This is a genomic window from Brevibacillus sp. LEMMJ03 (assembly GCF_007197875.1).
Classification (GTDB): Bacteria; Bacillota; Bacilli; order Brevibacillales; family Brevibacillaceae; genus Brevibacillus; species Brevibacillus thermoruber.
The window spans coordinates 15,141-32,846 of sequence record NZ_VKJN01000028.1; the positions used below are offsets into that span (position 1 = coordinate 15,141).

Annotated in this window: 15 protein-coding genes, 1 tRNA gene and 1 rRNA gene; all 17 read left to right on the plus strand. The window is 50.7% G+C overall.

What is annotated here, in order from left to right:
* Positions 1 to 365: 365 nt before the first annotated feature.
* Entirely contained in the window at positions 366 to 2,453 is a 2,088-nt protein-coding gene (locus FOI68_RS21710; protein ID WP_255433804.1) for a sigma-54-dependent Fis family transcriptional regulator, read from the plus strand.
* Between the two features lie 110 nt (positions 2,454 to 2,563).
* A complete protein-coding gene (locus FOI68_RS21715) occupies positions 2,564 to 3,226 on the plus strand; it encodes a 3-oxoacid CoA-transferase subunit B (RefSeq protein ID WP_143864289.1) in 663 nt (220 codons plus the stop codon).
* A 30-nt stretch (positions 3,227 to 3,256) separates the two neighbouring features.
* Positions 3,257 to 4,108 (plus strand): 3-hydroxyacyl-CoA dehydrogenase, encoded by an 852-nt coding sequence (locus tag FOI68_RS21720; protein WP_185974011.1) that lies wholly within the window; start codon positions 3,257 to 3,259, stop codon positions 4,106 to 4,108.
* Positions 4,095 to 4,892 carry an enoyl-CoA hydratase/isomerase family protein gene (locus FOI68_RS21725; RefSeq protein ID WP_185974007.1) on the plus strand — a complete coding sequence of 266 codons (798 nt, stop codon included), beginning with the start codon at positions 4,095 to 4,097 and terminating at the stop codon, positions 4,890 to 4,892. The genes FOI68_RS21720 and FOI68_RS21725 overlap by 14 nt, the downstream gene beginning before the upstream one ends.
* Before the next feature lie 14 nt (positions 4,893 to 4,906).
* Positions 4,907 to 6,058, plus strand: a complete 1,152-nt coding sequence (locus FOI68_RS21730) for an acyl-CoA dehydrogenase family protein (protein ID WP_035299292.1) — start codon at positions 4,907 to 4,909, stop codon at positions 6,056 to 6,058.
* 13 nt (positions 6,059 to 6,071) lie between these two features.
* Complete coding sequence (locus FOI68_RS21735; protein ID WP_035299293.1) at positions 6,072 to 7,265, plus strand: thiolase family protein; 1,194 nt, start codon at positions 6,072 to 6,074, stop codon at positions 7,263 to 7,265.
* A 139-nt stretch (positions 7,266 to 7,404) separates the two neighbouring features.
* Positions 7,405 to 8,424, plus strand: coding sequence for a Bug family tripartite tricarboxylate transporter substrate binding protein (locus FOI68_RS21740; protein WP_185974008.1), 1,020 nt, complete (start codon positions 7,405 to 7,407; stop codon positions 8,422 to 8,424).
* An 87-nt stretch (positions 8,425 to 8,511) separates the two neighbouring features.
* Positions 8,512 to 8,964 (plus strand): tripartite tricarboxylate transporter TctB family protein, encoded by a 453-nt coding sequence (locus FOI68_RS21745; RefSeq protein WP_185974009.1) that lies wholly within the window; start codon positions 8,512 to 8,514, stop codon positions 8,962 to 8,964.
* Between the two features lie 12 nt (positions 8,965 to 8,976).
* Positions 8,977 to 10,482 carry a tripartite tricarboxylate transporter permease gene (locus FOI68_RS21750; protein WP_044900133.1) on the plus strand — a complete coding sequence of 502 codons (1,506 nt, stop codon included), beginning with the start codon at positions 8,977 to 8,979 and terminating at the stop codon, positions 10,480 to 10,482.
* A 57-nt stretch (positions 10,483 to 10,539) separates the two neighbouring features.
* Entirely contained in the window at positions 10,540 to 11,943 is a 1,404-nt protein-coding gene (locus FOI68_RS21755; protein ID WP_143864292.1) for a hypothetical protein, read from the plus strand.
* A 50-nt stretch (positions 11,944 to 11,993) separates the two neighbouring features.
* On the plus strand, positions 11,994 to 12,674 hold the full coding sequence (locus FOI68_RS21760) for a CoA transferase subunit A (RefSeq protein ID WP_044900135.1): 681 nt from the start codon (positions 11,994 to 11,996) through the stop codon (positions 12,672 to 12,674).
* 41 nt (positions 12,675 to 12,715) lie between these two features.
* The gene (locus FOI68_RS21765; RefSeq protein ID WP_143864293.1) at positions 12,716 to 13,306 is read left to right on the plus strand and encodes a flavin reductase family protein; all 591 of its coding nucleotides are present in this window, start codon (positions 12,716 to 12,718) and stop codon (positions 13,304 to 13,306) included.
* 4 nt (positions 13,307 to 13,310) lie between these two features.
* Complete coding sequence (locus FOI68_RS21770; RefSeq protein ID WP_143864294.1) at positions 13,311 to 14,294, plus strand: hydroxyacid dehydrogenase; 984 nt, start codon at positions 13,311 to 13,313, stop codon at positions 14,292 to 14,294.
* 57 nt (positions 14,295 to 14,351) lie between these two features.
* A complete protein-coding gene (locus FOI68_RS21775; RefSeq protein WP_035299304.1) occupies positions 14,352 to 14,768 on the plus strand; it encodes a PaaI family thioesterase in 417 nt (138 codons plus the stop codon).
* 312 nt (positions 14,769 to 15,080) lie between these two features.
* A complete protein-coding gene (locus FOI68_RS21780; protein ID WP_035299305.1) occupies positions 15,081 to 16,016 on the plus strand; it encodes a cation diffusion facilitator family transporter in 936 nt (311 codons plus the stop codon).
* Positions 16,017 to 17,296: 1,280 nt separating this feature from the next.
* A tRNA-Leu gene (locus tag FOI68_RS21785) sits at positions 17,297 to 17,383 on the plus strand.
* 259 nt (positions 17,384 to 17,642) lie between these two features.
* Positions 17,643 to 17,706: ribosomal RNA gene (locus FOI68_RS21790) — 16S ribosomal RNA — on the plus strand; the annotation flags it as partial.

Consider the following 17,706-nt stretch of genomic DNA (forward strand, 5'->3'; position numbering starts at 1 on the left):
ATTAGGGAACCAGAGGGGTTCCCTTTTGTGGTTCCAAGATGAGAGTTGGAGGATGTTGATGGCAAAAAAAGGATAATGATGTAGTGTTGTCTTTGGTTGATGCAAGTTTGCATCGTTATTTTTTGAATTTTTACGTTTTTCACCGAAGTTCGATGCGATAAATGTCGATGACTGCATACTTTTATTTATGTTCAACCAGGCTGATGCAATGATACAATAATTGATGCAAATACGCATCGACTGAAACCCCCTTCCTTTGACCCCTGATTTGTTCTCTCCCTTTTCGTTACCAATGTTCGAAATATTGGCATGATTATTGCTTTTATAAAAATGAAAGCGCTTTATCGTTTGGGGAGTGAGGTTTTTTGATCCGTATCGTAAAGGATGTCATGACAAGACCCTCTGTCACATTTTATGAAGACGATTCCCTCCAACAATGCCTGCAAACATTTGTAGAAAAAGATCTGGATGGGACCTTGGTGTTCAATTACCTTGACGAACTTGTAGGCGCTTTGACCGTGAAGGATTTATTGAAAGGACTTTTCTTTCAGAGGAAAACCATTCGAGAGGTAATGACAGCTCCCGGAGAGGTACTGAACGAAGATGAGCGCATTGAATCCGTCATCCACTACACAGGCGAAATTCATCCCGTGAAGAACGGCAGCAACGAGCTGATCGGCTGCATTACCCATAAGCAGCTAATCGAGGTGTACAGCGAGTTGACCCAGGAGAAGCTCAGCCTGATGGATGCCATCTTTAATTCGGCACATAACGGAATCATGTCGATTGACGAAAAAGGGTATATCACCTCCATTAATCCGGCGGCGGAGAGGATGGCGGGAACAACGGCAGAGAAAGCGATCGGCCAATACATCACCAACGTGGTGGCTACCCCCGGGCTGCTGGAAGTGTTGAAAACGGGCAAACCTTACAGCGCGAAGTATCAGGTGGGCAAACGAAAATACATCAGTAATCGCACGCCGATTATCCGAGGGGGCAAAGTGGTGGGGGCTGTCGGGGTATTTCAGGATATTTCCGAAATCGAATTCGTCTCCGCGGAACTTTCCAGCGTGAAGAACATCCTGCATGAGTTGGATATCGTATTGGAATCGTCCTACGATGCCATTCTGATTACGGATGACCAAGGAAACATCATCAAGGCCAATCATTCGTTTTTGCGAATCCTTGGCTTGGAATACATTCCCAAGTGCTATGAATCCCTGGTCGGTGATACTTTCGAGAGCTCGATTGTTTCCGCTGTTCTGGCGAATCAACAGACGGTTACGGTCATGGAGAGAAACAAAAAGAATCAGAACCTGCTGATGATCACAGGTACTCCGGTTATAGACATGGAGGGAAAAGTCTATCGTGTCGTGATTACGATTCAAAATGTTACGGAGATTGATAATCTCAGACGTGAACTGGACGAGGCAAGGCGCCATCTAAGCCAGCTCCAAGGGGAAAAGAATTCGTCGCATCATCTGATTGCCACCTCCCCGGGCATGAAACGGGTGATCCAGATGGTGGAACAGATCGCGAAAGTCGATTCAACCGTGTTGATTCTCGGGGAATCAGGGGTCGGTAAGGAGGAAATTTCCAAGCTGATCCATCAGTACAGCGATCGGAAGGACAAACCTTTCGTCAAAGTCAACTGTGGTGCGATTCCGGAACAGCTGCTGGAGTCTGAGTTGTTCGGCTATGAGCAAGGCGCATTTACCGGCGCAAACAAAGGCGGGAAAACGGGACTGTTTGAATCCGCCAACAAGGGAACGATTTTCCTCGATGAGATCGGTGAGCTTCCTCTGCTGCTTCAGGTGAAACTGCTCCGGGTACTGCAGGAGAAGGAAATTACCCGTGTGGGCGGAGTCAAGCCAAGGAAGATTGACGTGCGCATCATTGCGGCCACAAACCGTGATCTGAAGGAACTTGTCGAGAAGGGGGAGTTCCGCAAAGACCTGTACTACCGGTTGAATGTGGTGCCGATCCACGTCCCTCCGCTGCGTGAACGAGTGGAGGATATCCCGCTGCTTTTGGGTATGTTTCAGCAGCGATTCTCTCAGCAATACGGAATCGAGAAATTCTTTTCCCCCAAGGCCGTACAAGCCCTCATCCATTACCGTTGGCCGGGGAATGTCCGTGAGCTGGCCAATGTGGTTGAAAGACTGATCGTGATGACGGCAGGACCAACGATCGAGTGGAAGGACGTCAAGATGGTGCTGGAGGAAGAAGCGATAGGAGATGAAAACAGCTTCGTTTATGTAAGTGGCATCATGCCGCTGAAAGAAGCGATAGACGAGGTGGAAAAGCAACTGCTGACCAAAGCGCTTCGCATGTATAAAAACACACGCCGCACCGCAGAGATCCTGAAGGTGGATCAATCGACCATCGTCCGGAAGTTGAAAAAATACAGAGGCGGGACTATCGGTTCCGAGATCGATATGTTAAATCATTAATTCGTCAAGGATTGGTTATGGACGTCGGCAGCATGTATCACGAAGGTTGGCATCACTTTTGCATAATATGAGGTTGTGCAAGAGGTAAAACCAGAAGGGAGGGTATCATCATGTCAACGAGTGATCTGTCTGAAAGAGTCAGAATTGCAAAACGAGTCGCGCAGGAGCTGGAGGATGGACAAATCGTCAATCTGGGGGTAGGGATTCCCACGTTGATCCCTGATTATATAGACCCAGGAAAACAAGTGTTTCTGCAAACGGAAAACGGCCTTCTTGGTATGGGGCCGACTCCGCCGGAAGATGAAATCGATATGGATATCATCAGTGCGAGCAAACAACCGGTGACGATACTTCCGGGCGCGGCATTGTTCGATAGTGCAGAATCGTTTGCGATGATCCGCGGCGGACATATCGATGTGGCTGTGCTGGGAGCGCTGCAGGTGGATCAGACGGGAGAGATCGCCAACTGGGCAGTGCCGGGACAGAACATTCTGGGCGTAGGCGGAGCGATGGATCTGGTAGCCGGAGCGAAGAAGATCATCCTGGCTTTGACTCATGTATCGAAAAACGGAGAACCCAAGCTGGTGAAGAAACTGACCTATCCCAGCAGCGGTTCGCGCAAGGCTGATATGGTTGTTACGGATAAGGCAGTGTTTACGTTCAAAAACGGAAAGATGACGTTGGTGGAGCTCGATCCTTCCTGCAGCCTGGAAGAATTGAAGAAAATAACGGACGCCGAATTCGAGGTTGCGCTCAACCAACATCAACGGTGACTTGATAGGGGGAAGGAGTTAGACGTGATGGTGAAAAACATTGCCGTAATTGGCGGAGGCGTAATGGGGAGAGGAATCGCCTATGTGGCGGCGGTATCCGGGTACAACGTCGTGCTGCAGGATATCTCTGCCGAAGCGCTGGAAAAAGCCAAGCACTACATCGAATCGGAGCTGTCGAGAAGCGTAGAGAAAGGGTATATCAAACAGGAGCAAAAGGATACGGCAATAGAGAACCTCGCGTACAGCACGGATATGGCTGCTGCGGCACGGAACGCCGACCTCGTCATAGAGGCAGTCCTGGAATTAATGGATGTAAAGATCGATGTGTTTCAAAAGCTGGATCAATATGCTCCGGCACATGCCGTATTGGCTACCAACACATCGACGATGAGTCCAACCGAAATTGCCGCTCAAACCTCCCGTCCTGAAAAATGTGTGGCGATGCACTTTTTCAATCCGCCACACAAGATGAAGCTGATCGAAATTGTCAGAGGCCTGGATACCTCGAATGAAACCGTTGCCATCGCAAAAGCAGTAGCCAAGCAGATGAATAAGGAAAGCGTTGAGGTGAACGAATATCCCGGATTCGTGACCAGCCGGATGAACTGCCTGATCGGCAACGAAGCGATGTACATGCTCATGGAAGGCGTGGCCTCCGCTGAAGATATCGATAAGGCGATCAAGCTTGGCCTCAACCATCCGATGGGTCCGCTCGAGCTGGCCGATCTGGTAGGCTTGGATACGCGCCTGAGAAACATGGAGTATCTCCACAAGACATTGGGGGAAAAGTACCGCCCCTGCCCGCTCTTGGTGAAATATGTGAAGGCGGGACGGCTTGGACGAAAATCGGGGGGAGGATTCTACAACTATGACAACAACTAGTCACGAAATTCCGTTTCAGAATCTGATCGTAGAGGTAGAAGACGGCATCGGAATCATCAAAATCAACCGGCCGGAGCTTCGGAACACGCTACGTAAAGATACGCTGCTGGAAATCGAAAAGGCAATTGACTATCACGAAAATCGGGAAGATGTGCAAGTGATCGTCATTACCAGCGAAGGAAATCAATCCTTTGCCGCCGGTGCGGATATCAGACAGCTGCATGAGAGAACGATGCTGGAAGCGCTGGTCCCCGGCATCCAGGCAACATTCAGAAAAATCGAACTTTGCAGCAAACCGACCATTGCAGCCATTAACGGGTACGCCCTCGGCGGGGGATGTGAACTGGCGATCTCCTGTGACATCCGGATTGCGGCTGACCACTGCAAAATCGGTCTTCCCGAATTGAACCTGGGGATCATCCCGGGCGGTGGCGGAACCCAGCGGCTGGCCCGCATCGTGGGTAAAGGAAGAGCGCTGGAAATGATCCTGACCGGTACGTTGATTGATGCCAAGAGAGCGGAAGAGATCGGTTTGGTGTCCCGGGCAGTCCCCTACGAACAATTGTGGGACGCTGTAAAAGAAACCGCAAATAAAATCAAGGGCAAAGGTCCTGTTGCGATTCGCCTGGCAAAAATGGTGATCAACCGCGGTTATGACCTTGATTTGGATAGTGCGCTGATGATGGAGAAGCTGGCGCAAACCGTTGCCTTCGCAACAGAGGATAAATATGAGGGAACCAAAGCGTTCCTGGAAAAACGCAAACCAGAATTCAAAAACAGATAGGGAGTGAACTTGCGATGGATTTTCGATTGCCTGAGGATATCGTCACGTTAAAAAACGGCGTAAGGGATTTTATCAAGGAAGAAGTTGACCCGCATGCCAATGAAATTGAGGAGTTGGACGCCATTCCCGACAAGATCATGAACATGTCCAAGGAGATGGGCCTGTTCGGACTGAGCATTCCGGAAGAATACGGCGGCCTTGGGCTTGACATGGTGGGAAAATGCGCGATTCTCGAAGAATTGGGTAAAACCCACAACGGCTATACCACCGTAATCGGTGCCCACGTCGGGATCGGGACGGTCGGCATCGTGGAGATCGGCAACGAACAGCAGAAGAAAAAATATCTGCCGGACATGGCTACCGGTGACCGGATTGGTGCCTTCGCCCTCACGGAACCGGATGCCGGATCACAAGCCTACAACTTGAAGACAAGAGCGGTTCGCAAAGGCGATAAATACATCATCAACGGTTCGAAGCACTTCATTACCAATGCACCGATCGCGGATGTCTTCACGGTGATGGCTATGACCGATCCGGAAAAAGGTCCAAAGGGGATTACCTCCTTCATCGTCGAGAAGGATTTCCCCGGCTTCCGTGTCGGCAAGATCGAAGAAAAAATGGGCCTGCACGGCTCCCAATCGGCTGAATTGATCTTTGAAGACCTGGAAGTCCCGGTAGAGAACGTACTTGGTCAGGAAGGCCAGGGGTACGTCAATGCACTCAAGATTCTGACCAACGGACGTGCCGGTCTGGCGGCGAGGAACCTGGGCTCCTGCCAAAAGCTGCTGGACATGAGCATCCGTTATGCCCAGGAACGTATCCAATTCGGTCAACCGATCATCCAGATTCAGGCGGTGCAGCACATGCTGGCTGAGATGGCGATGGAGATTGAAGCGCTCCGTTCGTTCACCTACCGTGTCGCATGGATGACCGATCAGGGCATGAATGTCATCAAGGAGGCAGCGATGGTAAAACTGTACGGCTCCGAGGTATACAACCACGTTGCCGACAAAGCCGTGCAAATTCACGGCGGCATGGGTTACATCAAGGAATACCAGGTAGAGCGTTATTACCGCGACGCGCGCATTACCAAAATCTACGAGGGGACGTCCGAGATTCAGAAAAACATCATCGCAGCCCAGTTGATCAAACAATACGCGATGTAGGGAGAAGATGGGGATGAGAAACGCTGTGATTATCGATTCCGTTCGTTTGCCCATTGGACGTATGGGGGGGACCTTGAGGGATGTCCTGGTAGATTTTCTTGCCGCCAGGGTAATCAGTGAAATGATTGCCCGTACCGGTATTCAGCCCTCCGATGTCGACGAAGTGATCATGGGTCAGGCAAAACAGAGCACGGATTCGGCCAACCTGGCACGCTTGGCGCTTCTGCGCGCGGGTTTGCCGGTTGAGGTGCCCGGCTACACGGTTCACCGTCAATGCGGGGCTGGATTGCAGGCGATCAACAATGCTGCCCAGCAGATTGTGTGCGGTCTGGCTGATGTGGTCATCGCCGGCGGAGCGGAAAGCATGAGTACGGCACCTTATTACATTCGCCATGCGCGATACGGATATGGGGCCGGCAACGGAGAGCTTCTTGATCCGAACACGGAAAGCCAGCCGCGTTCCCAACCGATTGAAGTATACGGCAACTTGACCATGGGTTTGACCGCCGAAAACCTGGCGGAGAAATACCAGATCTCCCGGGAGGAGCAGGATGAGTTTGCCATGCGCAGCCAGGAACTGGCTCATCAAGCAATCCAGCAAGGCCGCTTTCAACGGGAGATCGTACCGTATGAGATCAAGAACAAAAAAGAGACGATCGTGTTTGATACGGACGAACATCCGCGCCTGACCAGCCTGGATAAGCTGGCCGCCTTGCAGCCGGTGTTTAAAGCAGGAGGAAGCGTCACCGCCGGAAACAGCAGCGGCAGAAACGATGGTGCATCCGTGGTGTTGATGATGTCGGAAGAGGCAGCCAAAAAACACGGATTGAAGCCGAAAGCCAAAGTCATTGCCCAAGCCGTGGCGGGAGTTTCTCCGGAAATCATGGGAATCGGCCCCGTGCCAGCGACCCAAAAGGCGCTCAAACAGGCCGGACTTACACTCGATGACATTGGATTGATCGAATTAAACGAAGCGTTTGCCGCGCAAGCGCTTGCAGTGATCAAGGAGTTGGGAATGAAGCTTGACCGGGTGAACGTGAATGGGGGGGCGATCGCCCTCGGCCATCCAATCGGGGCAACCGGAGCGATTCTGATGACCAAACTGCTGCACGAGATGGACAGACGCGGGGAGAAATACGGTATGGTAACGCTTTGCATCGGTGGAGGTCAGGGCATCACCACCATCGTGGAAAATCTGCAGGTGTAGAAAGGAGGCGGGACCTCCCGTCTCCAATCCATCAGGTTATTTCCTTACAGAAGAGGTACGGGGAATCAGAACAATAGGACCCTCTTCGTTAGGGATAACATACTTTTCCTATTTCATTCGAAACATGGGGGGTACTGCTATGAAAAAACTGTTTGCGATCGTAACGGTCGTCTTCACGCTGGTTGCTGCGGGCTGTTCACAACATGCGACGCAATCAAACGGCAATCAAACGGCCGCGGGGGCTCAGGGCAGCCAGGCCAAGACAGATTACCCGACCAAACCGATCGAAATCATCGTTCCGTATGCTCCAGGCGGTGGTACGGATTCAGCGGCACGGATTCTGACTACCGCTGCTTCCAAGTATCTTCCCAACGGACAATCCATCGTCGTGGTGAACAAGCCGGGCGGAGCGGCTACCATTGGTATGACCGAGGTATTCAAGGCGAAACCGGATGGGTACAAAATCGGTATGACAACCACCGGTGCGACTTCCATCCAGCCGCATTACGGCAAGGCTCCTTACTCCCATGACAGTTTCCAGGCCGTCATCCGGGTATTGTCTGTACCGCAGGTGCTGGTTGTCAGAGCCGATGCTCCGTGGAAAACATTTGAAGAGTGGCTGGAATACGTGAAAGCCAACCCGGACACGTTCACCTATGGAACTGCGGGTGCAGGTCATACTGCTCACCTTGCAATGGAAGCGCTTAATATGGCTGCCGGGATCAAAACCAAGCACGTACCGTTTGACGGCGCCGGTCCTGCTGTAACCGCACTGATTGGCGGCCATGTAGAAGGTGCTGTGGTTCAGGTACAGGAGGCAAAGGCGCAAATGGACGCAGGCAAGATCAGACCTCTGATTAACGTAGGCAGCAGCAAGGTCGAAGCGTACAAGGATGTACCGCTGGCGAAGGAAAAAGGATACGACGTCCAGGTTGATGTATACACGGGTGTACTTGCACCGAAGGATACGCCGAAAGAGATCGTGACCATTCTGCACGATGCATTCAAAAAAGCAATGGAAGACCCTTCTGTCATTGAACAATTTAAGAAACTTGGCGTAGAGCCTGCCTATGCCGGCCCGGAAGACTTCCAAAAAGACATCACAGACAGCTTCAACCGCAACGGTGAGATCATGAAGAAGGTTGGCTTGATTCAGTAATCCTGGTGATCATCAAAATCGGGCATACAGGAGGATTTTCCGGTATGCCCCTGATTGCATCATGAAGAGAGGGGACGGTGCACCTTTGTGAAAAGATGGAATGCGGGTGTTTGGGCCGGAATTGGTGTCTCGCTGTTTTCACTTACCTTTTTGCTTCTTTCCTTGGATTTTTCATATACGGGTCCGGCTGGCCCGGGACCGGGTTTTTTGCCCCTCTGGATTAGCGGGATCATGTTCATCCTATCTATCTTTTATATCTGGGAGTCGGTAAAGGACAATGATGGAACTGGAGAGCCGATGCCGCGGGGAGCGGCCTTGAAGAGTGTCCTTTTTGTTCTGGTTATCCTGGTGCTCTATCTGATCCTGATGCCAATCCTCGGCTTTATCGCAGCCAGCGCACTCTTCTTGTTTACGCTCTTCGTCCGACACTATAAATGGCACATCAGTATTGGTGCAGCTGTACTCGTCACCTTGGTCTTGTTCTGGTTGTTCGGTTCCGTGTTGAACGTAGATTTGCCCGAGAGCACATTCGGTTGGTAAGGAGGAGAGGAGATGGATTCATTAGCATTGCTTCTGGGTGGTTTTGAACATGCGCTTACGCTTTGGAATCTCCTCTACTGTCTAATAGGGGTATCTATTGGCATGTTTGTAGGAGTGCTGCCCGGATTGGGACCGGTTGCCGGAACAGCGTTGTTGATTCCGCTCACGTTTGGTATGGAACCGATTTCAGCGATTATTATGCTTTCCGGGATCTTTTACGGTTCCATGTATGGCGGAACGATTACTTCTGTGCTGATCAATACCCCCGGGGAGTCTGCGTCGGTCGTCACCTGTATCGACGGATACCAGATGGCCAGGCAGGGCCGCGCGGGTACCGCATTGGGTGTAGCGGCCATCGGTTCCTTTATCGGTGGAATTGCGGCGATCCTCGGTTTAACCTTCCTGGGCCCCCCTTTGGCGGAATTCGCTTTGAAATTCGGTCCGCCAGAGTACTTCTCTCTGTTGCTTCTCGGTTTGCTCATGCTCGTCGGATTGATGGGAAAATCAGTCATCAGAGGGTTGATCGCCGCATGTTTTGGACTGTTGCTGTCCCTGATCGGCATGGATCCCGTCTCTGGGGCCATCCGTTTCACATTTGGTCAGATGGAACTGATGGAAGGACTTGATTTTGTCGTGGTGGCGATGGGATTGTTCGGGATCTCGGAAATCCTGCTGAATGCGGAAAACCACATGAAGATGGAAACTCCTGCAAAAATTCAAGGTCTGTTGCCTAAGAGAGATGAATGGAAACCGACGATAAAATCGATCGGACGAGGGACAGTCTTAGGCTTTCTCATTGGCTTGATCCCTGGTGCTAACGCCGCTATTGCTTCGATTCTCTCTTATTCGCTGGAAAAGAAAATAGCCAAGGATCCTTCCCGTTTCGGCAAGGGGGCCATCGAAGGTGTAGCTGGTCCGGAGACGGCAAACAACGCCCACAGCGGCGCTGCGATGATTCCGTTGTTTACCCTTGGGATTCCCAGCTCTCCGACTGTCGCCGTGATTTTGGGAGCGTTTATCATGCATGGTTTAACGCCGGGGCCTCAGCTATTTCAGAATAATCCCGATTTTGTCTGGGGCGTCATCGCCAGTATGTTCGTGGGGAACGTGATCCTTTTGATCTTTAACCTTCCGCTGGCGAGAGTATGGGCGAAGATCGCCATGGTACCATATGAGATTCTGTTTCCCCTGATTCTGATCCTGTCCGTGGTGGGTGTTTACAGCATTAACAGCAGTTTGTGGGATGTCTGGATGATGATCCTCTTCGGCGTGATCGGTTATCTCATGAAGAAATTGGATCTGCCGATAGCTGCGACTGTGTTGACATTCGTCTTGGGTTCGCAGATTGAGTCAACCCTGCTTCAGTCTCTGGCCACGTCGCAGAATGGCTTGTTGATTTTCTTTGAACGCCCGATATCGGGAACCCTGATTTCTTTGGGGATCGTGATCCTGGTGATCAGTTTGATTAGCGGAATCAAAAAGAAAAGATCTACGCTTGTCAACGATTTCGAAATGTAAGGCCTCTGACCAGAACCTTTTTTCGCGCTGGAAGGAAGGTCTAAGGAGGCGCAAAGCATGAGAGCAGTGAAGTCACTGCAAAACATTCAGGGAATCATGATCGTTGCAGTGGCTCTGGGCTATCTTGCCATTCAAATCATTCAGGATGATTGGATGCAAAGAATCGTCGTTGCATGTTGTGTTGGTATGACGCTTCTGTTGTTTCCACATGTAAGAGGAATCACACTGTGGATCAGTGTCTGTATGCTCGGCGTTGGCCACCTGCTCTTTTGGGTCTACGATCTGGAATGGGCGGTCTGGCAGGATGCCGTGCTGTTTAACCTGAATCTGATTACCTTGTTCGCTTTTGTCCCTTTGCTCAGTCTGCCGATTCAGTACGGAGGATATTTGCACAGCCTGGAGCGGGTGCTGTTGCTTTATTCAGAAAAGAAAAAAGCGTTTTTTGCGTTCATCTCTGCCATCACGTTTGTGATTGGTTCCATCTTGAACCTGGGGGCAATCCGCCTCCTGTACGGGTTCCTCAAAGGCGTACCCTATCGCCGGGATTGGGTGGGAAGGGCCCTGCTGATCGGATTTATCTCCACGATTATGTGGTCGCCCTATTTCGCATCGGTCGCGCTGGTCAACAAGTCCCTGCATCTAAACTATAGTGACTTCGCGCCGTTTGCCATTTCCGAGGCGCTGCTCCTGTTTCTGACCGGCAATGTGATGGGAATGGCGCAGATGAACAGACAGTCCGCCGCGTTCACCGCAGAGTCGGATGAGGATCGGGCGAACATACAAGGACCGGTACTGTCACCGTGCACCCCCGAGGACCGGAAAAAGGTAACACAACTTGCGGTCCTCATGGCAGCCATGCTGGTAAGCCTCATTCTTCTTGAGAAATGGACCGGCATAAAGGTGATGGTTCTCGTAGCTTACGTCAGCATGTTTGTGACGGTCATCTGGATGCTTTATCTGGGAAAAGAGGCACGGTTAATGGAGGGCGCCAAGGAATACCTGTACAAGCTTCTGCCTTCCATCGGCAACGAAGTGATTCTTTTTTTAAGTGCCGGTTTTTTGGGGGTGATTTTGCTTCATACCCCCTTTCATGTTCTCTTGGTTGAACAGGTACAGAAGTTCGATGAGCTTTGGCCGATTGCCAGGATTCTTCTGTTCGTGGTGTTACCTGTCATTTTGTCGGTGATTGGCATCCATCAGATTATTACCGTGACGGTTCTGGCCACGTCGATCGATCCGGCGCTGATCGGGCTGCATCCGGTAGCGTTCGGAATTCTGCTGATGGCCTCCTGGTCCATATCCACGATCGTCTCACCTGTCACCCCGGTTACTATCACCCTGGGCATTCTTTTGCGGGAAAATTCTTTTACGGTTGGGTTGGGGAGGAACTACGGATATGCCCTAACGGCCATTCTCCTGACGACTGGATTTGTTTATGCCATCAATCAGCTCTTGCTGTAAGTCATACGGTTGCCGTGGAATGAGCACTATGCGGAAGGGGAGGAGTAACCATGAAGAAATTATTGAGCCCGGAACAGGCAGTGAAATTGGTCAAAACGGGAGATGTGGTGATGGTAGGGGGATTCGGTCTGTCCGGCGCCCCATTGACACTCATCGATGAATTAACCAGACATACCGCAAAGGAACTGACGATTATCAGCAACAATTTAGGGGAGCCCGGCAGAGGACTGGGGAAGCTTCTCCTTACCGGTGCCATCAAGAAAGCCATTGGCTCTTACTTCACGACGAACCGGGATGCGGTGGAGGCATGGAAAAAGGGTGAACTGGAGATCGAGCTGATCCCGCAGGGAACATTCTCGGAAGCGATCCGTGCGGGTGGAGCGGGAATCGGCGGCTTCTACACCAAAACGTCCGTGGGCACTAAGCTGGCTGAAGGGAAGGAACTGAAGGAAATTGACGGCGAGCTGTACGTATTTGAAAAAGCGCTCAAAGCGGATGTCTCTCTGATTAAGGCACATCAAGCAGATCATCTGGGGAATCTGGTCTATTACAAAACAGCCATGAACTTCAATCCTCCGATGGCGACGGCAGGGAACATCGTGATTGCCGAAGTGGACGAGATCGTGGAACCTGGGGATCTGGCTCCGGAAGCCATCCGTACCCCCCATGTCTATGTCGATTATGTGGTTCTGAACAAATATAAAAAAGTAGGAGGCCGTTACATGATCTAGGGAAGCGCATCAGCTAAAGCATCAAGCGGGGAGGTGATTTCATGCAATTCAAACCGGATGACTTGGCAAGAAAGGACGTCTACAAGCTGTTAACAGGAATCGTCGTCCCGCGGCCCATCGCCTGGATTTCCACCATCAGCGAGGAGGGCACTCTGAATGTGGCGCCATTTAGCTTCTACACAGCCATCTCCAGCGAGCCCCCATTGGTATGTGTTTCCATCGGAAGGCACAAAAATCGGAAAAAAGATACGATGGTGAACATCGAGACGACGAAGGAATTCGTCATCAATTCGGTAAGCGAGGAATTGGTCGAACAGATGGATCGGTCGGCGATCGAATTTGAGGCATCCGTCAATGAATTCGAACAAGTGGGATTGACCCCGGAACCATCGATCATCGTCAAACCGCCACGGGTGAAAGAAGCCAAGATTTCGATGGAGTGTAAACTGTATGAATGTTTGGCTTTAGGGGCGGACTTTCGTCTCGTGATCGGCCAAGTTGTTACCTTCCACATCGCCGAAGAGGTGTACGTGCCAAATTGCAAGATCGATCATACGAAGTTAAAGGCCGTGGGGAGAATGGCCGGAAGCTACGTGAGAACGACGGATGTGTTCCCCGTGACAAGAAGGTGAAACGATGCATAAAATTATGCAAATTTTGTCCATGTACCATCCTGACGCGGAGAAATGGCTGGCGGAGAATGCGGAGGTCATCCGCGTCGATAATTATCAGACAGAATCGATCATCTCCGCTCTCCGTCATCATCCGAATGTGGAAGGGATCATTTTGCGTGCTCCGGCACGAATTACGCGTGACATTATTGATGCCGCCCCGTCTGTCAGGGTTATTTCCGGAGCGGGTGTCGGCGTAGACAACATTGACGTTGACTATGCGACGGAAAAAGGGATTGCAGTCCTGCATGCGCCCAAAGTGAATGCGGAGTCTACCGCTGAACATGCGGTGGCGTTACTGTTTGCACTCTCCAAGAAAATCGTTTTCTTCGATCAAGAGATGAGAAAGATGAATTTTCAGATCCGCAGCCATGTATTTACCCACGAATTGAGAGGAAAAGTGTTGGGTCTCGTGGGATGGGGAGAGATTGCGCGACATGTAGCCAAGGTGTGCAGCCTCGGATTGGGTATGAAGGTGGTCAGCTACGTCCGAAGCTACAGTGAAGACAAGATAGAAGCAGCTGCCAAAATCGGCGTCACATTGACTACCGACCTTGCCGAAGTTTTTCGCAGTGCGGACGTGATCTCCATTCATATACCGCTGACGGATAGCACGCGCGGACTGATCGACAAACAATTGCTGAACCTGATGAAGCCTGGTGCCTATTTCATCAATACGGCTCGTGGAGCTGTCGTGAACGAAGAGGATCTCTATCAGATCCTGAAGGAAAAGCGCATCGCAGGAGCTGCGCTGGATGTGTTCACCCATGAACCACCCACGCCTGACATTCCTTTTCATGAACTGGAGAATGTTGTTCTTACCCCTCATGTCGGCGGAATCACCGAGGAAGCGTCCAGATTGTCCGCTGGAATGGTAGCACGCAACATTCTCGATTTTTTAGATGGAAAAACACCCAAACCTATCGTAAATCCCCAGGTTTTGTCCTAGGCATTGAACAGCATAGGGGAAGAGACGTGCGATGATACAAGGGAAAGGAGCCATGCGATGAGCTGTCAAAAGGATCCGCTACTTGCAGAAGCATTGACAAAATTTGAGGAAAGTCCATTTTGGAATTGGCTGGGGCTGGAGGCACATCGCATCGAGCCGGGAGAAGTTCAGCTCAAACTGGCGATTCGCCCAGACTTTTTGAATGTGGTAAGGAGCGTTCACGGCGGCGTCTATGCCTCCATCCTGGATACGACCATGGGCTTCACCGTCCGCAGTTTGGCCGGATATCCGGTGGTTACCGTGAATATGAATATTCACTATCTAAAGGCGACTAACCAAGGAAATCTGTGGAGCAAGGGGAGGATCATCAGCATGGGCAAAAGCCTGGCGACTGCGGAAGCTTATATTTATGATGATGAAGAGAACCCGCTCGCTCACTCGACAGGTACATTTAAAATGGTAAGAAACAAATAGCAGTCAAGAGGCGGACCGTTTACTAATGGCCGGGAATTGCTGAGATTCCTGGCTATTTTCTTTTCTGCAGGACGTTGTTGGGTCAAAAATAAGTCGGCAGTGACATCAGGGACACAATCGAGAAGAGCCTTCTCCAGTCTGACAGGGCGGGAAGAAGGCTCTTTTCTGTTTTGGGCTTCCCATACCCGTTGCGAATGAATATTACTTGTATGATCCATAAAACGTTCATTTGAGGAGCGGGGTATAAACGGTTATAATTAAAATAGTTATTATCTTATAGTATTTATAAAAAATTTGTGGAGGCTGGCTCTTATGAACTATGAAGATTACCATCACCTGAATCACGTCAAAGAGCAGCAGACATCAAAGAAAACGCTGTGGTTCACCCTGATGCTGACCCTGTTTTTTACGATCGTTGAAATTGTCGGAGGTCTGATGTCCAATTCGCTCGCGCTCCTGTCTGATTCGGCCCACATGATCTCCGATGTGATCGCGCTGGGGTTGAGCATGGCCGCCATATACATGGCTGCCCGGAAACCGAATCAGAAATATACGTTCGGCTTTCTTCGTTTTGAGATCATCGCGTCGTTTCTGAACGGGTTGGCGCTCGCCGTGATTGCCGTCGGGATCATCGTCGAGAGCATCAAGCGGATGATTCACCCGCAGGAGGTTGATCTGCAGTTGATGCTCTTGATCGCGTCCATCGGATTGGTCGTGAACCTCGTGCTGACCGTCGTATTAAGCCGGAGTACCAGGGAGGAAGAAAATCTCAATGTGAAGAGCGCGCTCTGGCACTTTATCGGAGACCTGCTCAGTTCCGTTGGCGTCATCACCTCTGCCGTTCTGATTCACGTGACGGGCTATTCCTTCTTTGACCCGTTGATCAGCATGATTATCGGGGGGATCATTTTTGCCGGCGGGGCCAAAATCATTCGCGAATCCCACCTGATTTTGATGGAATCGGTACCCGAGAAGTTCGATCTGGACGCCATCCGCCGCGACATCAACGGGGTGGAAGGGGTGGAGGACGTGCATGAACTGCATCTGTGGTCGATTTCCACCGATCACTATTCGCTGACGGCGCACGTGTTTGTTCGCGAAGACATTCAACCGTTCTGCGTGATCCTGGCCATCAATCACATCCTGAAGACGAAATACGGCATCGCACACACGACGATTCAAATTGAACATCCGGCCATGCACGATCATGGCGAATACGGCAAACAGTTCATGCTTCAGCGGGCATAAGGCTGCTCCCGCCCCTGCATCCATTCCGGACGATCGGGTCAAAAAAATCGAGCGGCTCCCGGGTGATGTCCCGGCGCTGGTGTCCGCAAATCTTTCCCGAACTCCCACAGCGTTTTGTGGGAGTTCGAGAATCCCAGGGGGGGTACAATGAACATTCAAACGCAGATAAAGATATTCTTTATCTCAGACTGAAGACAAACCGACTGCATCGAAGGAGAAGCATGTTTCCAGGCAGAGCGACTTGTGAGCCCTACCGAGCGGAGCAGCGATTTGCGGGAAAAAGGAGCGCCACCTGAATGGGCTTCGTAGCGATGCGACTTTGGCGATCCCCCGCAAATCGATGCGGAGCGTGCAGTCTATGCTTCCTTGCTGGGCGAGCACGGAGCGGATGACGGAAACGTGCTTCTCCCCCCAGCAGCCACTTTGTCTACACACTAAGATAAAGATATTCTTTATCTTATGTGTGGCGTTCTTGTATCTGATTGACATGTTCACTCTAAAAAAAGCAGGTTCTTCCGGAAATGGGAACCCGGCTTTCCTATTCATCATCCCATATCTATTCAGCAGCTTATATCTCGCCTATCTCATAAACAAATATCTCCTCCTCAAGTGCAGCACGAACAAAAGGATGCGATACAGATTAGGAATCCCGTTCATCTTGCTCGTCTTGGGTTCCTTCTATTGGAAAGATCAATACAAGAAAACAGCCGAAATGATTGTGAATGGTCATCCTGCTGATTATGCCAAAGACATAATGGGGAGTCTAAACATATTCACAAATACCGTGTATTTTAACTATGGTTCGTTTGTGATGCTTATCTCTGCCAGTGTACTTTTGGTTACCGTTTTCCATGTTGTGAAAAAGAAGTGATCGCCTGTCGGATGTACGGTGATACGAGAGCCAGGACGAGATCCGGAGGAATTGCGCTGCCTGGGCTTTTTTTCGCAGCAGGTGAGCGGGCGGAAACGGCCGTTCCACATAGGGAAGTGAAGTAGGGAGGGGACAGCAGTTCAAGGGGATACCTGGGGCATTCGTTTCACTTGCACCCGATTCACTTGCCCCCGCTGGTTTTGTTAGGGTTCCCCGATTTTTCCGCAGGTGAATACGGTTTTGCTTCCCGAACGGGACAACGAAGGTGCTGGCAGATCGCTTGCCGATTCTTCACTTTTTGGCGACGAATGGCGGGTAGAAATTTTTTTTGAAAATCCCTCTTGCATTTTTGGATCGAGCATGCTATATTTTAGTCCTGTGATACAAAATGTTGATGTGACTATAACATGCGGTCGTGGCGGAATTGGCAGACGCGCTAGATTCAGGTTCTAGTGGTGGCAACACCGTGGAGGTTCAAGTCCTCTCGACCGCACCAAATTCCCAGAACTTACAAGTTGATTTTTCGTGGGAACGTGGTAAAATAAAATCCTGTCTCCTTTGAGAGACGGGGGCTGCAAATCAAGAAGTTATGCAAAGATTACCGTTGATTTGCTGCCGCAGACATGTTATAGTAAAGTCCTTCGCTTCTGAAATGATGAAGCGAAAGGCGTGAAATGCTCCTTGAAAACTGAACAGCGAAAGCGTTGAACGAGCCTAGCAATTCTTTTTCTTGAAGCTAACGATTCAACTCAACTTTATTGGAGAGTTTGATCCTGGCTCAGGACGAACGCTGGCGGCGTGCCTAATACATGCAAGTCG